Raw genomic sequence first — 18,604 nt, 5'->3', positions numbered from 1 at the left:
ACCGGTCCCGCCGATACTACATCGATACGCGCTCTGTGCACGCACGTCGTCCTTTGGCTCATCGCCAGCCTGCCGTGACGTTGCCCGAGCAGCTGTCGACTTCGCCTGATCGAGTCCGTCGCCGGATTTCCTTCCGACGTCCTCGCATTCAACCCGTGGCGGCTTCCCACCCCGGGTTTCAACTGGCTGCCTTATCTTAGAAGAAAATCCTTCAGTTGCGCAGAAAATCTCAGAATCTTGTCACAAGGACACCCTTCCGCGAAAATTGCGCGCAGGCAGCGGCGGCGGAGAATAGCGAATAAGTCGTACTTGTCGAGATGCCTCCGGCGCATCGACGACAGGAGAACAAGCAAGACACCGCGACGACCGTCGCGGTGTCACATTTTGCAGAAGCGGCGGTTTGCGGCGACCGCTGAATGGCGCTACGGTCAGCCATCTGTGCGTTGCAGCAAAGGGCAGGATTTCATGACAGCAGGGACTTCCAATCAGCCACCGGTCTGGGATGTGGTCGAAGCAAGGAAAGAGGATTTCATCCGTCTCAGCGACCGTGTCTGGGAGACGCCGGAAACCTGCTACATGGAAACGAAGTCTGCGGCGGCACATCGAGAGATGCTGCAGGCCGAGGGCTTCCGGATCACCGACAATGTCGCGGGCATTCCGACGGCCCTCATCGGCGAGGCTGGAGAAGGCGGCCCGGTGATTGCCTTCCTCGGCGAATACGACGCCCTCGCCGGCCTCAGCCAGACGGCGGGCACGACACGTCACGAACCGCTGACGGCCGGCGCCAATGGTCACGGCTGCGGCCACAACCTGCTTGGCTCGGCTTCGCTTCTGGCGGCAACAGCCCTCAAGGAATGGCTCGAACAGACAGGAACTCCCGGCCGCGTCCGCTACTACGGATGCCCGGCCGAAGAGGGCGGCGCGGCCAAGGCCTTCATGGTGCGCGCCGGCGCCTTCGACGACGTCGACATCGCGATCAGCTGGCACCCCAGCAATTTCGCCGGCGTGCAGCGGGAGACCTCGCTGGCAAACTGCCGCATCGACTTCGAATTCACCGGTCGATCGTCCCACGCAGCGGCCGTTCCGGAGCTCGGGCGAAGCGCGCTCGACGCGGTCGAACTGATGAGCGTCGGCGTCAACTACATGCGCGAGCACATGCCGTCCGATTGCAGGATCCATTACGCCATTCTCGATGCAGGTGGCATTTCGCCCAACGTCGTGCAGGGATACGCGAAGGTCCGCTACGTGGTCCGTTCGCCGGATCTGGCCGGCCTGCTGACGCTGATCGAGCGGGTGAAGAAGGTCGCCGAAGGCGCGGCGCTGATGACCGAGACAACGGTCAAGAGCACGATCCTGGCCGGCGTCTCCAACCTTGTCGTCAACACGCCGCTGATGGATACCATGCAGGGGATCTGGGAAAGCCTCGGACCACCGGCCTACGACGAGGCCGATCTGGCCTTTGCCCGCGACATCCGCGCGACGCTGACACCGCAGGATATTGCCGCCAGCTGGAACCAGGAGCGGCTGGAGCAGAGGGATGTGCCGCTCGCCGACTTCATCCTCCCGCCGCACAACGAAGTTCGGCAGATGGGCGGCTCGACGGACGTCGGCGATGTCAGCTGGGTCGTCCCCACGGTGCAGGCCTATGGGCCGACGCTCGCCATCGGCACGCAGCTTCATACCTGGCAGGTGGTCACGCAGGGCCAGAGCCCGCTGGCGCACAAGGGCATGGTGGCAACGGCCAAGGTGATGGCGGCGACCGGAATGGCTGCGCTGCAGAACCCGGACCTGCGCGAGGCGGCCTGGGCAGACCTCAAGCGCCGCCACAGGGGGCAGGTCTACCAAAGCCCGATTCCCGAGGGCGCCGAACCGCCCGTTGCGGCCATGACCGCGAAGTAGCGCCCAGAGACCATATCGTCCCATTCAGAGGCTGACGCGTGCCGCGCGTCGGTCTATGAGTGGGCGGCCGATCCAGCAAGGAGACGAACCCGTGACCGTACAGCCCAATTCCGTCGAGGCCCGCGACCAGGCCTACCAGCTGCACTCCTACACGAATGCGCGCGCACTCGAGCGAGACGGAGCACTGGTGATCGAACGTGGCGAAGGCGTCCATGTCTACGACAACAACGGCAAGCAGTATATCGAGGCGATGTCCGGTCTCTGGAGCGTGGCCGTCGGCTTCGGCGAGAAGCGATTGGTCGAGGCCGCCACGCGGCAGATGTCGAAGCTGCCCTACTACCACACCTTCACCGGCCGGACGCATGGTCCTTCTGTCGATTTGGCCGAGAAGCTGATCCAGATGGCGCCGGTGCCGATGTCGAAGGTCCATTTCACCAATTCCGGATCGGAGGCCAACGACACGGCCCTGAAGATGATCTGGTACCGGTCGAACGCGCTCGGCAAGCCGGAAAAGAAGAAGATCATCTCGCGCATCAAGGGCTATCACGGCGTCACCATCGCCAGTGCCAGCCTGACGGGGCTGCCAAACAATCACCGGTCCTTCGACCTGCCGCTCGCTGGCATCTTCCACACGACCTGCCCACACTACCGGGTATTTGCCCAGGAGAATGAGACGGAAGAGGCCTTCGTCGCCCGTTGCGCCCAGGACCTCGAGGATCTCATCCTGCGCGAGGGGCCGGAGACGGTTGCTGCCTTCATCGGCGAGCCGGTGATGGGGGCCGGTGGCGTGATCGTCCCTCCTGCCGGTTACTGGGAAGCCATTCAGACGGTGCTGCGCAAATACGACATCCTGCTCATCGCCGATGAGGTGATCTGCGGCTTCGGACGTACCGGCGAGATGTTCGGCACCCAGACATTCGGCCTCCAGCCGGACATCATGACGCTCTCCAAGCAGCTGTCGTCGTCCTACCAGCCGATTTCCGCTTTGCTCATCAACGAGAAGGTCTATGAGCCGCTTGCCGACGAGTCGGCAAAGATCGGCACCTTCGGGCATGGCTATACCGCGAGCGGACATCCGGTCGCGGCTGCCGTTGCGCTCGAAAACCTCGCGATCATCGAGGAGCGCGACCTCGTCGGCAATGCGCGGACGCTGAGCCCCCTGTTCCTCAAGCGGCTGAAAGCACTCGAAAGCCATCCGATTGCCATCGAGGCCCGCGGGGTCGGTCTCATCGGTGCGCTGGAACTGAAGCCTCGGGACGGCTTTGCCGTGGGCCAGCTCGGACCCAAGTTCGCCGCCCTGATGCTCGAGAAGGGGGTGATCGGTCGGGCGATCGGCGACAGCATTGCGCTCTGCCCGCCGCTGATCATCGACGAGCATCAGATCGGCACGATCTTCGACACGTTCGAGGCCTCGCTGGACGCTTTCCAGGCGCAACTCGAGTCCGCATGATGCTAAGCCATCGGCCGCAAGCCAAGTGCAGCGCGGCCGATTGCTGTCGCGGAAGTCAAACCTATGTTGCGGCGTCATGCTGACTTTCATTGAGCCATATTGGGCCCATATCCTTTTCGTGCTGTCGCTCATCCTGGGAGCGGCGGCCGCCATCCATGCGGCCATGACGAAAGAAGAGGTCCGCTCGGCGATCGGCTGGGTCGGCATCATCATCCTGTCGCCGATCATCGGCGCCTCGCTCTACTTCATCGCCGGCATCAACCGGATGCGGCGGAGCGCGATCAGCAGCCGCCGTTTCCTGCTGGAACATGTCCGCGATCATTTCGAGACCTATGACGCGACCGATGAGATGGTCATGGAGCGGTTCGGAGAGCGGTTCACCGCGATGAAGACGCTCGGTGACCGGGTGACCGAGCACGGCATCACCACCGGCAATACCATCGCCATGCTGACCACCGGAGACGACGCCTATCGCGCCATGCTCAAGGCGATCGATGGGGCGAGCCGCTCGATCCTGCTGGAAACCTACATCTTCGACCGGGACAGGATCGGGCGACGCTTTGCGGAAGCCCTGGTCGGGGCGGCCAAGCGCGGCGTGACGGTGCGGGTGCTCATCGATGCCGTGGGCGCCCGCTATTCGGTTCCCAGCGTGCTCGGCATGTTGCGCGACGGAGGTGTCACCGTCGATGTCTTCAACGGCAATGTCATCATGGGCCTGAGACTGCCGTATGCCAACCTCCGGACGCACCGAAAGATCCTGATCATAGACGGTTGCGAGGCGTTTACGGGCGGCATCAATATTCGCGAAGGGTTCTCCGGAGAGTTTCTGGGAGCCGACTGCGCCATCGATACGCATTTCCGCGTGACCGGACCGGTGGTGGCGGATCTTTTCGCCATCGCTGCCGCCGACTGGCGGTTTACCACCGGCGAGGATCTGCAAAGCGGCAGCTGGCAGGTGATCGCGCCCGAAAACGAGCCCGGATCAGGCGTCGCGATCCGGGTGGTCGCTTCCGGTCCCGACCGGAGCGTCGAAACCAACCACAAGATGCTGATGGGGGCTTTCTCCGTCGCCCGCACCTCCATCCGCATCACCTCGCCCTACTTCCTGCCGGACCGGGAGCTGATCACGGCTCTCATCACGGCGGCGCGACGCGGCGTGGAGGTGGACATCGTCGTGCCGGAGGCCAACAATCTGACGCTGGTCGACAGGGCGATGGCGGCGCAATTCGACCAGCTCCTGAAGAACTATTGCCGGATCTGGCGGGCCCCAGGGGCATTCAATCATTCCAAGCTGATGGCCATCGACAGTCGATGGGCATTCGTCGGCTCCTCCAACCTCGATCCTCGGTCGCTGCGCCTGAATTTCGAAGTTGATCTGGAGGTCCTGGACGTGTCTTTTGCCGAGGCGCTGGAACGAAGGATGGATCTTGCCATTTCCTCCTCTACCCAGGTGACCCTGGAGGGATTGCAAGACAGGCCTTTCGCCTCACGTCTGCTCGACCGCGTGCTCTGGCTCGGGTCGCCGTATCTGTGATCCGCATCGCCCCTCGTGGAAGAACTTTTGGAAAACGTGCGTTGAGATAGCTGACAGACCCATGCAGAAACGCCGCCAGACCCTTTCTTCCAGCATCCTCACCTCCATTCGGGAGCGCAAGAACCGTGGTGTCGTCGCCTCGGGCGTGTTGCCATCCGAGGCGCCTGGTGGGCTGCTGATTGCTTCCTACAATGTCCACAAATGCGTTGGCGTGGACGGCAAGTTCGATCCCTATCGAACCAAGCAGGTCATCCGTGAAATCGGTGCCGATGTGCTGGCCCTGCAGGAGGCAGACACGCGCTTCGGCGAGCGGCGGGGCCTCCTGGATCTCGATTGGCTGGAGCGCGAGACGGGCCTTCTGCCTGTGCCGATTGCGGGGTTTTCGAAGGCGCACGGCTGGCACGGCAACGTTATCTTCTTTCGCGAGGGGCTGGTTCGCGACGTCCATCAGGTCAAGCTGCCGGGGCTCGAGCCGCGGGGAGCCCTGGTCACCGAGCTCGAGCTGAAGGATGGCAGCGTCTTGCGGGTCATCGCGGCTCACCTCGGCCTGCTGCACCGATCGCGCCACCAGCAGACGCGGATGATCGTCGATCTGCTTCGGGCGCGGGACGACCAGCCGACGATCCTTCTCGGCGACCTCAACGAGTGGCGACTGGGGGATCGGTCTTCGCTGAACACGCTGACATCGGTCTTCGGCCTGCCGCCGGCGGTGCCGAGCTTTCCATCGAGACTGCCGGTTCTGGCGCTCGACCGGATCATGGCCAACCGCAGCGATCTTCTGGGCCCCGTAGAGGCGCACGATACCCAGCTTGCCCGGCTGGCGTCCGATCACCTGCCGATCAAGGCGCGTATCCGGCTCTCGTCCGCCATCACGCCGGCAGACGGGGATCAAAACATTTAATCATACTATTGAACGCCGGGGCCTGACGTCGTAAGTCATCCACCGACCGAAAAACAAGAGGAGCCGACCATGACCATCTACCAGAACCTGATTGCCGGAGAGTGGGTGGGCAGCGAAGCCTCCAACAACATCAGCCCGTCCGACATCAACGACGTCGTGGGCTCCTATGCCCAGGGCACGGCCGACGACGCCAAGCAGGCGATCGCGGCCGCCAAGGCTGCCTTCCCCGCCTGGTCCCGCTCGGGCATCATGGAGCGCCACGCCATTCTCCGGAAGGCCGCCGACGAAATCGTTGCGCGCAAGGACGAACTCGGCACGTTGCTGGCCCGCGAGGAGGGCAAGACCCTTCCAGAGGCCATCGGCGAGACGCTCCGAGCCGCGCAGATCTTCGATTTCTTCGCCGGCGAAGCACTTCGCCTCACTGGTGAGGTGGTGCCCTCCGCGCGTCCCGGAATCGGGGTGGAGATCACCCGCGAACCGCTCGGCGTCATCGGCATCATCACGCCCTGGAACTTCCCGATCGCAATTCCTGCATGGAAGATCGCGCCGGCCCTCTGCTACGGCAATACCGTCGTCTTCAAGCCGGCGGATCTCGTTCCGGGCTGCGCCTGGGCGATCGTCGACATCCTGCACCGCGCAGGCCTGCCGAAGGGCGTTCTGAACCTCGTCATGGGCCGAGGCTCGGTCGTCGGACAGGCGATGCTCGACAGCCCGGACCTTGCCGGCATCACGTTCACCGGCTCCACCGGTACGGGCAAGCGCGTTGCTCTCGCCTCCATCGAGCATAACCGCAAGTTCCAGCTGGAGATGGGCGGCAAGAACCCGATGGTGGTTCTCGATGATGCAGATCTCAATGTCGCCGTCGAGGCTTCCGCCAATTCCGGCTTCTTCTCGACCGGCCAGCGCTGCACGGCCTCCTCGCGCATCATCGTGACCGAGGGCATCCACGACAAGTTCGTCGCGGCGCTCACCGAGCGGCTCAAGGGACTGACCGTCGACAACGCCTTGAAGCAGGGCACGCACATCGGCCCGGTCGTCGACGAGAAGCAGCTGAAGCAGGACATGGACTATATCGCACTCGGCCAGCAGGAAGGCGCCAAGCTTGCCTTCGGCGGCGAGCGGATCGAGCGGGACACGCCCGGTTTCTACCTGCAGCCGACCCTCTTCACGGAAGCGACGAACCAGATGCGGATTTCCCGCGAGGAGATCTTCGGACCGGTTGCCAGCGTCATCCGCGTCAAGGATTACGACGAGGCACTGGCCGTCGCCAATGATACGCCGTTCGGTCTTTCCGCCGGGATCGCCACCACCAGCCTGAAGTATGCGACCCACTTCAAGCGCAACTCCGAGGCCGGCATGGTGATGGTGAACCTGCCGACCGCCGGCGTCGATTTCCACGTGCCGTTCGGCGGCCGCAAGGCCTCCTCCTTCGGCCCGCGCGAGCAGGGGAAATATGCAGCCGAGTTCTTCACTGTCGTGAAGACTGCCTATACGCTGCCCTGATAGATGCGTCGGTCGTCGGCGCCTGCCCAGGATTGCCCATGACTGACATTCGCATGATCGAAGCCGCACGCGACCGCCTTGCCGGTCGGGTGCGGCGCACGCCCCTCCTGTCCTCTCCCTTTCTCGACGAGATCGCCGGACGGCGGGTGTACGTGAAGCCGGAGTGCCTCCAGCATACGGGCTCCTTCAAGTTCCGCGGCGCCTGGTCGGCCATTTCGGCGCTTTCGCCGGAGGTCCGGGCCAAGGGCGTGCTCGCCTTTTCCTCCGGAAACCACGCCCAGGGTATCGCCCTTGCGGCGAAACTCCACGGACTTGCGAGCGTCATCGTGATGCCGTCCGACGCCCCCCAGATCAAGATCGCCAACACCCGGGCCTTCGGCGCCGAGGTCGTGCTCTACGACCGCGCCAGCGAGGATCGCGACGCCATCGGCGCCGAGCTGTCACAGGCGCGGGGGCTGACGCTTGTTCGCCCCTTCGACGATCCGCAGGTGATTGCCGGCCAGGGGACGGCCGGGCTGGAGCTCGCCGAGCAGGCGGAAGAGCAAGACATCCAGGCGGCTGAGGTGCTGATCCCCACCGGCGGCGGCGGATTTGCCTCCGGGATCGCACTGGCGCTGGAGGCGAAGTCGCCCCGGCTTCGGGTGCGCCCCTGCGAGCCGGCCGGCTTCGACGACGTGGCCCGCTCGCTCACCTCGGGCAAGATCGAGCGCAATGCCAGCCAGTCGGGATCGCTTTGCGATGCGATCGTCACGCCGCAGCCGGGCAATCTGACGTTTCCGATCCTGTCGCGCCTCTGCGGGCCAGGCATTGCCGTCACCGACGACGAGGCGTTGCAGGCCGTCGTGCTCGCCTTCAATCGGCTGAAGATCGTCGTGGAGCCGGGGGGCGCGGTGGCGCTGGCGGCCGCCCTCTTCCATGGCGAGACGCTGGGCGACACCGTTATCGCCGTCGCGTCCGGCGGCAATATCGACCCGGATGTCTTCAAGCTGGCAATGGACCGCTACGGGTAAAGTCTTCGAGTGTCTGCTGCCCGCGGTCGATTCATCATTTGGTAAGATTTTCCTTGCCGAGGAGGTCACTGGAATGGTTATCTCTACCAATCAGGTAGAGATACTCTACATTCTCACCTGTCGGTGTCAGTCTCAGGAGGAAATGATGCGGTCCAACCCATACGAGCAGCGGACATCCTCTACGCGCCATGTCGGCGGCAACAGCCGCTGGAGCGCCCTGATCAACACGTCGCTTGTCACGATTGCCTTCATCTTCGTCGTCGCGGTCACCTTCGGTCTTCTCGGCTGAACCCCAACCGGTCAGGACCTCAGCCAGGCCTCCGCAATCTCCACCCACAAGGTTGCGCCGATTGCCAGCGCGTCATCATTGAAGTCGAAGCGCGGGTGGTGGAGCGGCGGGTCGTCTTCCGTGCGTCGGGTTCCCAAGAAGAAATAGCTGCCCGGCCTTGCCGCCAGCATATACGCAAAGTCCTCGCTCCCCATGCTCGGGCGCGGGAACTCGTGGACGTTCGACGGGCCCACGACCCGTCCTGCGACGTCGCGGACGAAGTCCGTCTCAACTGCGTGGTTGATGGTCTGCTCATAGCCCCGCTCGTAGTCGATGCTGACGGTCATGCCGTAGCTCGCGGCCTGTCCCTCCGCCACGGCGCGGATGCGTTCTTCCAGACGGTTGCGGACCTCGGGATCGAAGGAGCGGATGGTCAGCAGCATTTCCGCGCGCTGCGGGATGACGTTGCTCGCCTGACCGGCGTGAAAAGCGCCCACCGTGACCACGGCCGAATCGACCGGATGCAGGTTGCGCGATACGACCGTCTGCAGCGCCATGATGATGCTGGCGCCGGCAACGATGGGATCTGCGGTGTCCTGGGGTTCGGCACCGTGTCCGCCGCGTCCATTGACGACGATACGGCATTCGTCCACGGCGGCCAGCACCGGCCCGTCGCGGACGTAAACCTCGCCGAGCGGCAGCCCGGGATCGTTGTGGAGGGCGAAAACCGCGTCACAGGGAAACCGGTCGAACAGGCCGTCCTCGATCATCAGTCTGGCGCCGCCGAAGTTTTCCTCTGCCGGCTGGAAGATCAGGTGGATCGTGCCGTCGAAGTTCCTGCGCTCGGCGATGCGTTTGGCAGCGCCCAGCAGCATTGTCGTATGGCCGTCGTGGCCACAGGCGTGCATCAGGCCCGGCGTCTGGCTGGCATAAGGCGCTCCAGTCTCTTCCAGGATCGGCAGCGCGTCGATGTCCGCCCGAATGCCAATGGAGCGATGACCGGTGCCGTTTCGCAGCGTTGCCACGAGTCCCGTCTTCGCCAGGCCCCGGGTCACCTGGTAGCCCATGGCCTCCAGCTTTTCGGCAATGAAATCCGACGTCTTGAACTCGGACAGGCCAAGCTCCGGGTGTTGGTGCAGGTGGCGCCGGATCGCAATCAGGTCCGGAATGTCGTTGGAGATGGGAATGCTCATGCCTTCGCCTTGATCGTGGAGGGTGCTTCTCTGCAGCCATAGCAAGCATGGCAAGATGCCGTAAGTCCCTGCTTGCCGCTCTCCGTTTACCAGATTGTTCAGCTGTTATTCAGGCTCAAGCGATTATGCGCAATAATGGCATCAACCGCTCCCGTCTCAGGCGTCCGTTTTGTTTGTAAAATCAGCTTCCTCCTCTACTTCCGTCTTTACCGCGGCTTCGCCGCCCTTTGCCCGACTGAATCAGCGTAAGGATCAATGGCTTTTCCTCAGAAGACCACTTAAGCCAGTCTCGACGTCAGTCTAAGCCAGAAGCCGAACCCATGTCCTTTCACAGCACCCCATCCGCCTCGCCTCGTGATCCAGACGCCAAGCAGATCGACCACAATGACTCGATCCGGGCGAGCTATCTGGCGAATGACGAACTGCGGGAGCTGGGACGGAGTTTCGGCCGTGACGGGCTGCAGAACCTGCCGGAATTTTCGGAGTTCGAGTTCTTCGCGCGGCATCGCTCCAACGACAAGGAGATCCTCCGGGTCTATCGCTCCATCGCGGCTGATGTCGATGCGGGCGCCGCCATCACGCCGGCGGCGGAATGGCTTCTGGACAACCACTATGTCGTCGAAGAGGCAATCCAGGAGGTCCGGCGCGACTTCCCGCGGCGCTTCTACAAGCAGCTGCCGCGGGTAAAGATAGACGGGCAGCAGATGCCGCGGGTCATGGCGCTTGCCTGGCTCTACGTCGCGCATACGCACAGCACCATCTCCAAGGATTCGCTTGCCGCCATGGTGGAGGGTTTCCAGGAAACCGATCCACTGGAGATCGGCGAGCTCTGGGCACTCCCCTCGATCCTGCGCTTCGTCCTGATCGAGAATCTTCGCCGTATTGCCGTGCGCGTGGATCGCTCGCGGCGAATGCGGGTCAAGGCCAATGATCTTGCTGACACCATCATCCGGCTCAACGACGAGACCGCTAGTGCCAGCATCCTGAAGGACATAGAGCCGCTCACGCAGGACCACACCTTCGTGACGCAGTTCTTCTACCGGCTGCGGAACGCCTCGCAGTCGTCCAATTTTGCGGTGTCGTGGCTTGAAGAGCGGCTTCAGCGGGCGGGGACGGACGCCGAGGACGTGATGATGGCGGAGCACAGCCGCCTCGCCTCCGGCAACGTCACCATGGGCAATATCATCAAGAGCCTGAGAGAGATCGACGATACGGAGTGGAGCGTCTGGTTTGAAGATGTCTCGCATGTCGACCGGATTTTCCGGGAACGGTCGGACTATTCCGATCTCGATTTCGGCTCGCGCAACAGCTACCGCAACCGCATCGAGCAGCTCGCCCGCCGCTCGCCCGGAACGGAGATCGAGGTCGCCCGGCGGGCAATCGAACTTGCCGAGCAGGAACCTGCGGAGGAGCAGTCCTCCGGCGAACAGAATATCGGTGCCTTTCTCGTCGGGCGTCGACGGAAGGAGCTCGAAGCGGAGGTGGGCTACCGGCCGCCATTCCTGCAGCGCAGCATTCGCCGGGTGCGGCGGCTCCACTGGGTCGCCATTGCGGCGCCCGTCATCCTGCTTACCCTGCTCGCCATGGTCGTCGTCGGCTGGTTCCTCGCCAATGCAGGAATGTCGGGGGCCGTGCTCGTCCTCTTCCTGTTTCTGTTTGCTCTGCCTGCTTCCGAGGGTGCAACCGGGCTGTTCAACACCCTGGTCACCTACTTCGTCAAACCGGCACGGTTCGTAGGCTACGAATTCAAGGATGGCATTCCGGAGGAGGCCCGCACGCTGCTGGTCGTGCCCTGCATGATCACCAGCCGGGACGTCGTCGACGAGCTCATTCGTAACATCGAGGTGCACTACCTCGCAAATCCTCGTGGCGAGATCTATTTCGCGCTCCTCAGTGACTGGAAGGACAGCACGGCCGAGGAAACCGCCGCCGACCTGGAAGTCCTGGACTACGCCAAAGCCGAGGTCGCCGCGCTCAGTGCAAAATATGCCTTCGACGGCAAGCAGCGCTTCTATCTGCTGCACCGGCGACGCCAGTTCAACCCGGGCGAGGGTGTCTGGATGGGCTGGGAGCGCAAGCGCGGCAAGCTGCATGAGCTGAACCTGTTGTTGCGTGGCGATCAGGATACGAGCTATCTGCCCGGCGCAAACGCAGTCCCCGACGGCGTCCAGTATGTGATGACGCTCGATGCCGACACCCGCCTGATGCGCGACGCGGTGACCAAGCTCGTCGGCAAGCTGCATCATCCGATCAACCGTCCGATCCATGATCCGGTGTCGGGTCGGGTCATCGAGGGCTACGGGATCCTCCAGCCGCGCGTGACGCCGTCGCTCACCACCGGCAAGGATGCCTCGGTCTTTCAGCGGGTCTTCTCGGTCGGCCGCGGCCTCGACCCTTACGTCTTCACCGTCTCGGATGTCTATCAGGACCTGACCGGCGAAGGGAGTTTCACCGGCAAGGGCCTCTACCACGTCGACGCCTTCGAACGGTCGATCAAGGGCCGGATCGACGAGAACTCGGTTCTGAGCCACGATCTGCTCGAAGGCTCGTTTGCCCGCTGCGGCCTCGTGACCGACGTCGAACTCGTCGAGGACTTTCCGACCCGCTACGAGGTGGAAGTGTCGCGCCAGCATCGCTGGGCGCGCGGCGACTGGCAGCTGCTGCCCTATATTGTGGATCCGTCGCGCGGCGTCACGGCGCTGGGCCGCTGGAAGATGATCGACAACCTGCGTCGGTCGCTGACGCCGGTCGCCTGGTTCTTCGCCTCCGTGCTCGGCTGGTACTTCTTTGAACCGCTGGGCGCCCTGGTGTGGCAGATCTTCCTGATCTTCCTGCTGTTCGTCGCGCCGACGCTGTCGCTGATCACCGGCATCCTGCCGCGCAGCACGGACATCGTGCCGCGCGCCCATTTCTATTCGCTCTGGTCGGAAATCCAGTCCGCCAATGCGCAGGTCGCCTTGCGGATCGTCTTCATCGCCGACATGGCCTGCCTGATGACGGACGCAATCGCCCGTTCGATCTACCGCCTCTTCGTCAGCCGCAAGCTGATGCTGGAGTGGAAGACCGCGGCCAGCATCCAGTCCAGCGCGCAAGGCAGCGCCATCGACTACTACAGGCAGATGTGGCATGCGCCGGCGATCGCGATCTTCAGCCTCATCTTCGCAGCCATCCCGGGTGACAACGCATTCCTCGTCGGTGTTCCGTTTGCGCTTCTCTGGATCGCGTCGCCGCTGGTGGCCTGGTATGTCAGCCAGTCGGCGGAGACCGAAGACAGGCTCTTCGTGCCCGACGATGTGGCGGTCGAGCTCCGGAAGATCTCCCGTCGCACCTGGCGCTATTTCGACACCTTCGTCACCCCGGAAGACAACCATCTGCCGCCGGACAATTTCCAGGAGCAGCCGGAGCCGGTGGTCGCGCGGCGCACCTCGCCCACCAACATCGGCGTCTACCTGCTCTCGACGGTCTCTGCCCGCCAGTTCGGCTGGATCAGCTTTGCGGACACCATCGAGCGCCTGGAACAGACGGTGGCGACCGTCGACAAGATGGAGAAGTACCGCGGTCATCTCCTCAACTGGTATCACACCGACACGCTGGCACCGCTCGGGCTGCGCTACGTCTCGGCGGTCGACAGCGGCAATTTGGCCGGTCACCTGATCGCCATCTCGTCCGCCTGCCGCGCCTGGGCGGAAGCACCGTCGGCTCATCTGCAGGCGAGCCTGGACGGCATCGGCGACGTGGTCGGCATCCTGTCGGAGAGCATGGAGGCCCTGCCGGACGACCGCAAGACGGTCCGTCCCCTGCGCCGCCGGCTGGTCGAGCGGATCGGCGGCTTCGGCAACGCCCTGGCTGCGGTGAAGCGCGAGCATGAGTTCGCCTCGATCCGCATCATCAACCTCGCCGTCCTGGCGCGGGACATCCAGAAGCTTGCCGCAAACCTCCAGTACGAAACGAAGTCGGGGCTCAGCGAGGAGCTGACCTATTGGGCGGGCAAGCTGGTCGATGTGTGCGAGGCCCATATCTCCGACAGCGTCTTCGATCATTCCAACATCGAGCCGCTGCGCAAGCGGCTGATCGCCCTTGGCGATCGCGCCCGCGACATCGCCTTCTCCATGGATTTCACTTTCCTGTTCCGCAAGGACCGGAGGCTTCTCTCCATCGGTTACCGGGTGGAAAGCAATGAGCTGGATGAGGCGTGCTACGACCTTCTGGCGTCCGAATGCCGTCTGACCAGTCTCTTTGCGATCGCCAAGGGCGACCTTCCGAACGAGCATTGGTATCGCCTCGGTCGCCAGGTCGTGCCGATCGGTGCGCAGGGCGCGCTGGTCTCCTGGTCGGGTTCCATGTTCGAATACCTGATGCCGCCGCTCGTCATGCAGGAGCGGCAGGGCGGAATCCTGAACCAGACGAACAATCTGGTGGTCAAGGAGCAGATCGCGCACGGGCGCCGGCTCGGGACCCCGTGGGGGATTTCGGAGGCCGCCTTCAACGCCCGCGACCATCTCCTGAACTACCAGTACACCAACTTCGGGGTGCCGACCCTTGGTCTGAAGCGGGGCCTTGGACAGAATGCCGTCATCGCGCCCTATGCGTCGCTTCTGGCCAGCCAGTATGATCCACTGGCGGCGATCGACAACCTGCACGCCCTGCAGGCACTGGGCGCCCTCGGCCGCTACGGATTCCACGATTCCGTCGACTTTACCCCGACGCGCGTTCCTGCCGGTTCGCGATGTGCGGTCGTCTACAACTACTATGCCCACCACCACGGCATGTCGATCGCCGCGGTCGCCAATGTCGTCTTCAACGGTTACCTGCGCGAACTCTTCCACGCCGACCCGGTGATCGAGGCCGCCGAGCTTCTGCTGCAGGAGAAGGCGCCGCGCGACGTTCCCGTGATCAGCGCCAAATACGAAGAGACGCCCGGCAGGGGACAGGCGGAGCTGCTGCGCTCCGAAGTGCGCTCGATCGACAACCCGGCTTACCGGGATCGCGAGATCGCGCTCCTCTCGAACGGCCATTACTCGGTCATGCTGACGGCAACCGGTGCCGGCTATTCCCGATGGAACGGGCAGGTGGTCGCGCGCTGGAAGCCGGATCCAACGGAAGATCGCTGGGGCCAGTATATCTTCCTGCGGGATACGGCCAACGGCAACTGGTGGTCGGCGACCGCCGAGCCGCGCCGGGCGCCGGGCGAGGTTTCGAAGACGCTGTTCGGTGACGACAAGGTCGAGTTCCACAAGACCGTCGGCGACCTGACGAGCGTCGTCGAATGCATCGTCGCGACCGAATACGACGCCGAGGGCCGGCGCGTGACGCTCCTCAACATGGGCAGCGAAGACCGTTTCGTGGAAATCACCTCCTATCTGGAGCCGGTGCTGGCCCTGGAGCAGGACGACAATGCACATCCGCTGTTCTCGCGCATGTTCGTGCGCACCGAGATCGGCCGGCGCGGGGACGTGATCCGCGCCTGGAGGAACAAGCGCAATCCGAACGATCCGGACATGCTGGTGGCGCATCTTGCCGCCGACAATGCCGGCTCGGCCCGTCCGACCGAGTTCGAGACGGACCGGCGCAAGTTCCTCGGTCGCGGCCGCAGCCTGCCGGACGCCGCCGCCTTCGATGCGGATGCAAGCCTGTCGGGCACCGACGGCTTCACGCTCGATCCCATCATGGCCCTGCGTCGGGTGGTGCGGATCCCGGCGGGGAAGAAGGTCAGCGTGATCTTCTGGACGATTGCGGCCCCCAAGCGCGACGAGCTGGATCAGGCGGTCGAACGCTATCGGCACCCTGACGCCTTTGCGCATGAACTGGTGCAGGCCTGGACGCGGACGCAGGTGCAGATGCGCCATCTCGGCATCACCTCGCAGCAGGCGGCATCGTTCCAGCATCTCGCCCGCTACCTTGTCTATCCGGACATGCATCTGCGCTCCGATCAGGAAACCCTGATGGCCGGGCTGCGGCCGCAATCGGCGCTCTGGCCGATGGCAATCTCCGGCGACTTCCCGATCTTTGTGCTGCGGATCAACGACGAGATGGACTTGAGCGTGGCGCGCGAGGCACTGAGTGCGCAGGAGTATCTGCGTTCGCGCGGCGTCACCGCCGATCTGGTCATCATCAACGAGCGGGCCGCGTCCTATGCCCAGGAAATGCAGCATACGCTCGAAGGCCTGTGCGAGAAGCTGCGCCGCGCCGGCCAGGCCGAGTCGGGCCGGCCGCATGTCTTTGCGCTTCGCCGCGACATCATGGATGACACGACGTTCGATGCCATCATTTCGGCTGCCCGGGTCGTCCTCCATGCTCGCAACGGCAAGCTGATCGACCAGATCAACCGCTCCGTGACGCTTTTCGCCGCGCCGCTCGATGCGCAGGCATACCAGCGCCCACTGCCTGCGACGGACCGTCTTCAGCCTTACGCCGACATCGACGGCTCGGGGCTCGACTTCTGGAACGGCTTTGGCGGGTTCGACAAGGGCGGCGCTGAATACGTCATCCGCCTGCGCGGTGGCCAGTCGACGCCGCAGCCGTGGATAAACGTCATCGCCAACGACCGGTTCGGCTTCCACGTCGCCGCCGAGGGTGGCGGCTTCACCTGGGCGCAGAACTCCCGCGACTACCAGTTGACGCCTTGGAGCAACGATCCGGTGATCAACCGTCCGGTGGAAGGCTTCTACATCGCCGACCAGGCCAGCGGCGATGTCGCCACCCCCTTTGCGGCGCTTTCTGCGCGCCCGGAGGTCCTGTTCGAAGCGCGCCATGGACTGGGCTACTCGACCTTCTCGACGAAGGACATCGAGCTGACGATTGCCCTAACGCAGACGGTTGATCGGCATCGCCCGGCAAAGGTCTCGTCGCTGACGATCCGCAACGACGGTGCCGAGACGCGGCGGTTGCGGATCTACGGCTATGCCGAATGGCTGCTTGGCGACAATTCGGGCCGGTCGCTGCCGTATATCATGACCAGCCAGGACGAAGAGAGCGGAGCCGTGCTCGCCACCAACCGCTTCAGCACTGGCCGCTTCGCCTTCCTTGCGGCCAGTGAAGCGGTATCGAGCTTCACCGCAAGCCGGCGGGACTTCATCGGCCGTTTCGGTTCGATCGCCTCACCGGCAGCGGTCGCCGGGGCGGCGTTGCTGTCGGGGACGGCAGGGCTGGATGGCGATCCTTGCGCTGCCATCACCTGCGACATCGAGCTGGCGTCCGGCGAGGAAAAGGTGGTCACCTTCTTCCTCGGCGATGCAGAGACCCGCGAGGAGGCGACGGCTCTCATCGGCGCTCTGCAGGCGGACGATGCCCGTACCATTCTTGCAACATCTCAGGCCTACTGGCGGGAATTCACCGGCAGGCTGACGGTCTCGACGCCGGACAAGGGCCTCAACCACCTCGTCAATCACTGGTTGCCCTATCAGGCGATGGCGTGCCGGATCACCGCCCGGAGCGGCTTCTATCAGGCGAGCGGCGCCTATGGCTTCCGCGACCAGCTGCAGGACACGCTGGCCTTTCTGCCGCAGCAACCGGAGCTCGCAAGAGGCCAGATCCTCCGGGCTGCCTCGCGGCAGTTCCCGGAAGGCGATGTGCAGCATTGGTGGCTGCCGGAGAGCGGCGCCGGGGTGCGAACGCGGATCTCCGACGACGTTGTCTGGCTTGCGCATGCCGCCCATCAGTACATCCAAGCCACGGGCGACGAGGCGCTCCTGGACGAGAAGCTGCCGTTCATCACCGGGCCTCAACTGGAGCCGAAGCAGCACGATTCCTTCTTCGAGCCGCAGGTTTCCGGCGAGGCCGCCAGCCTCTACGAGCACGCCGCGCGAGCCCTTGATCTTGCCGTCGAACGAACCGGCGAGCGCGGCTTGCCGTTGATCCTTGGCGGGGACTGGAACGATGGCATGAACCGGGTCGGCATCGGCGGTCGCGGTTCGAGCGTCTGGCTGGGCTGGTTCCTGGCCGGGACGCTTCGCGAGTTTGCCGCCTATGCCATCCGGCAAGGCGATCAGGCGCGCGCAGACCGTTGGTCCACCCATGCCGCGAACCTCAAGGAGGCGCTCGAAACGGCCGGCTGGGACGGTTCCTACTACCGTCGCGGCTACTTCGACGACGGCTCCCCGCTGGGCTCCAGCGAAAGCGCGGAATGCCGCATCGATTCCCTTTCGCAGTCCTGGAGCGTCCTCTCCGGCGTCGGCGCCCCGGATCGGGCAAACCAGGCGATGGATGCGGTGCTGTCCGAGCTTGTGGATGATGATTCCAGCATCATCCGGCTGTTTACGCCGCCGTTTGCAAATGCATCCGTGGATCCCGGCTACATCAAGGCCTATCCGCCCGGCGTTCGCGAAAACGGCGGCCAATACACCCATGCAGCCACCTGGGTGGTGATGGCGCTGGCGCGTCTCGGACGCGCCGACGAAGCGTGGCGCTGCTTCAATCTCCTCAACCCGATCAACCATGCGCTCGATCGTGAGGCGGCCGAGCTCTACCGGGTGGAGCCCTATGTGGTGGCTGCCGATGTCTACGGGACCGGAGCCCTGGAGGGACGCGGCGGCTGGACCTGGTACACCGGCTCCGCCGGATGGCTCTATCGGGCTGCGGTGGAAGGCATCCTCGGCATCCGCCGCGAGGGCGACCGCCTTCTGGTGCAACCGGTGCTTCCGTCCGAGTGGGATGGCTTCTCCGCCGAGCTGACGATCGCCGGCGTGGTCTACCGCATCGTCGTCGAGAAATCAGAGACGGGCGAGGCGCTGGTCAGCGTCAACGGCGATGGCATTGACCTGGAGGTGGGCGCGCCACTCAATACGGCAACGGCGAAGATGACTTGAACCCGTTCCGGTTGGGCCTTTGGCACAGAGCTTCCAGAAACG

Annotated in this window: 9 protein-coding genes; 8 read left to right on the top strand and 1 reads right to left on the bottom strand. The window is 64.0% G+C overall.

The genetic code is table 11. The annotated features are described in order from the left end of the window. Positions 1 to 465: 465 nt before the first annotated feature. The 7 genes from EO99_RS0105170 to EO99_RS27325 all read left to right on the top strand — a co-directional run bounded on the left by EO99_RS0105170 (position 466) and on the right by EO99_RS27325 (position 8,586). The gene (locus EO99_RS0105170; protein WP_029617578.1) at positions 466 to 1,899 is read left to right on the top strand and encodes a M20 family metallopeptidase; all 1,434 of its coding nucleotides are present in this window, start codon (positions 466 to 468) and stop codon (positions 1,897 to 1,899) included. Between the two features lie 91 nt (positions 1,900 to 1,990). Further along, positions 1,991 to 3,349 (top strand): aspartate aminotransferase family protein, encoded by a 1,359-nt coding sequence (locus EO99_RS0105165; protein WP_029617577.1) that lies wholly within the window; start codon positions 1,991 to 1,993, stop codon positions 3,347 to 3,349. A gap of 76 nt (positions 3,350 to 3,425) precedes the next feature. Further along, positions 3,426 to 4,883 carry a cardiolipin synthase gene (gene cls, locus EO99_RS0105160; protein ID WP_029617576.1) on the top strand — a complete coding sequence of 486 codons (1,458 nt, stop codon included), beginning with the start codon at positions 3,426 to 3,428 and terminating at the stop codon, positions 4,881 to 4,883. A gap of 61 nt (positions 4,884 to 4,944) precedes the next feature. Then, complete coding sequence (locus tag EO99_RS0105155) at positions 4,945 to 5,784, top strand: endonuclease/exonuclease/phosphatase family protein (RefSeq protein ID WP_029617575.1); 840 nt, start codon at positions 4,945 to 4,947, stop codon at positions 5,782 to 5,784. A 69-nt stretch (positions 5,785 to 5,853) separates the two neighbouring features. Beyond that, positions 5,854 to 7,287, top strand: a complete 1,434-nt coding sequence (locus tag EO99_RS0105150) for an aldehyde dehydrogenase family protein (protein WP_029617574.1) — start codon at positions 5,854 to 5,856, stop codon at positions 7,285 to 7,287. A gap of 38 nt (positions 7,288 to 7,325) precedes the next feature. Further along, positions 7,326 to 8,297 (top strand): threonine ammonia-lyase, encoded by a 972-nt coding sequence (locus tag EO99_RS0105145; RefSeq protein ID WP_029617573.1) that lies wholly within the window; start codon positions 7,326 to 7,328, stop codon positions 8,295 to 8,297. A gap of 145 nt (positions 8,298 to 8,442) precedes the next feature. Then, positions 8,443 to 8,586 (top strand): hypothetical protein, encoded by a 144-nt coding sequence (locus EO99_RS27325; protein WP_156034629.1) that lies wholly within the window; start codon positions 8,443 to 8,445, stop codon positions 8,584 to 8,586. 11 nt (positions 8,587 to 8,597) lie between these two features. Here the strand turns inward: EO99_RS27325 and EO99_RS0105135 are convergent, their stop codons facing one another. Next, positions 8,598 to 9,758, bottom strand: a complete 1,161-nt coding sequence (locus EO99_RS0105135; RefSeq protein ID WP_029617572.1) for a M20 aminoacylase family protein — start codon at positions 9,756 to 9,758, stop codon at positions 8,598 to 8,600. Between the two features lie 320 nt (positions 9,759 to 10,078). On the opposite strand from EO99_RS0105135, the gene EO99_RS0105130 reads away from it, so the two are divergent. Continuing rightward, the gene (locus tag EO99_RS0105130; protein ID WP_029617571.1) at positions 10,079 to 18,562 is read left to right on the top strand and encodes a GH36-type glycosyl hydrolase domain-containing protein; all 8,484 of its coding nucleotides are present in this window, start codon (positions 10,079 to 10,081) and stop codon (positions 18,560 to 18,562) included. Positions 18,563 to 18,604 lie beyond the last annotated feature (42 nt).

Origin of the sequence: Pseudorhizobium marinum, from assembly GCF_000705355.1 — a bacterium.
GTDB lineage: Bacteria > Pseudomonadota > Alphaproteobacteria > Rhizobiales > Rhizobiaceae > Neorhizobium > Neorhizobium pelagicum.
Note: the sequence above shows the minus strand (reverse complement) of the source record. Positions and strands in the feature narration are given on the sequence as shown.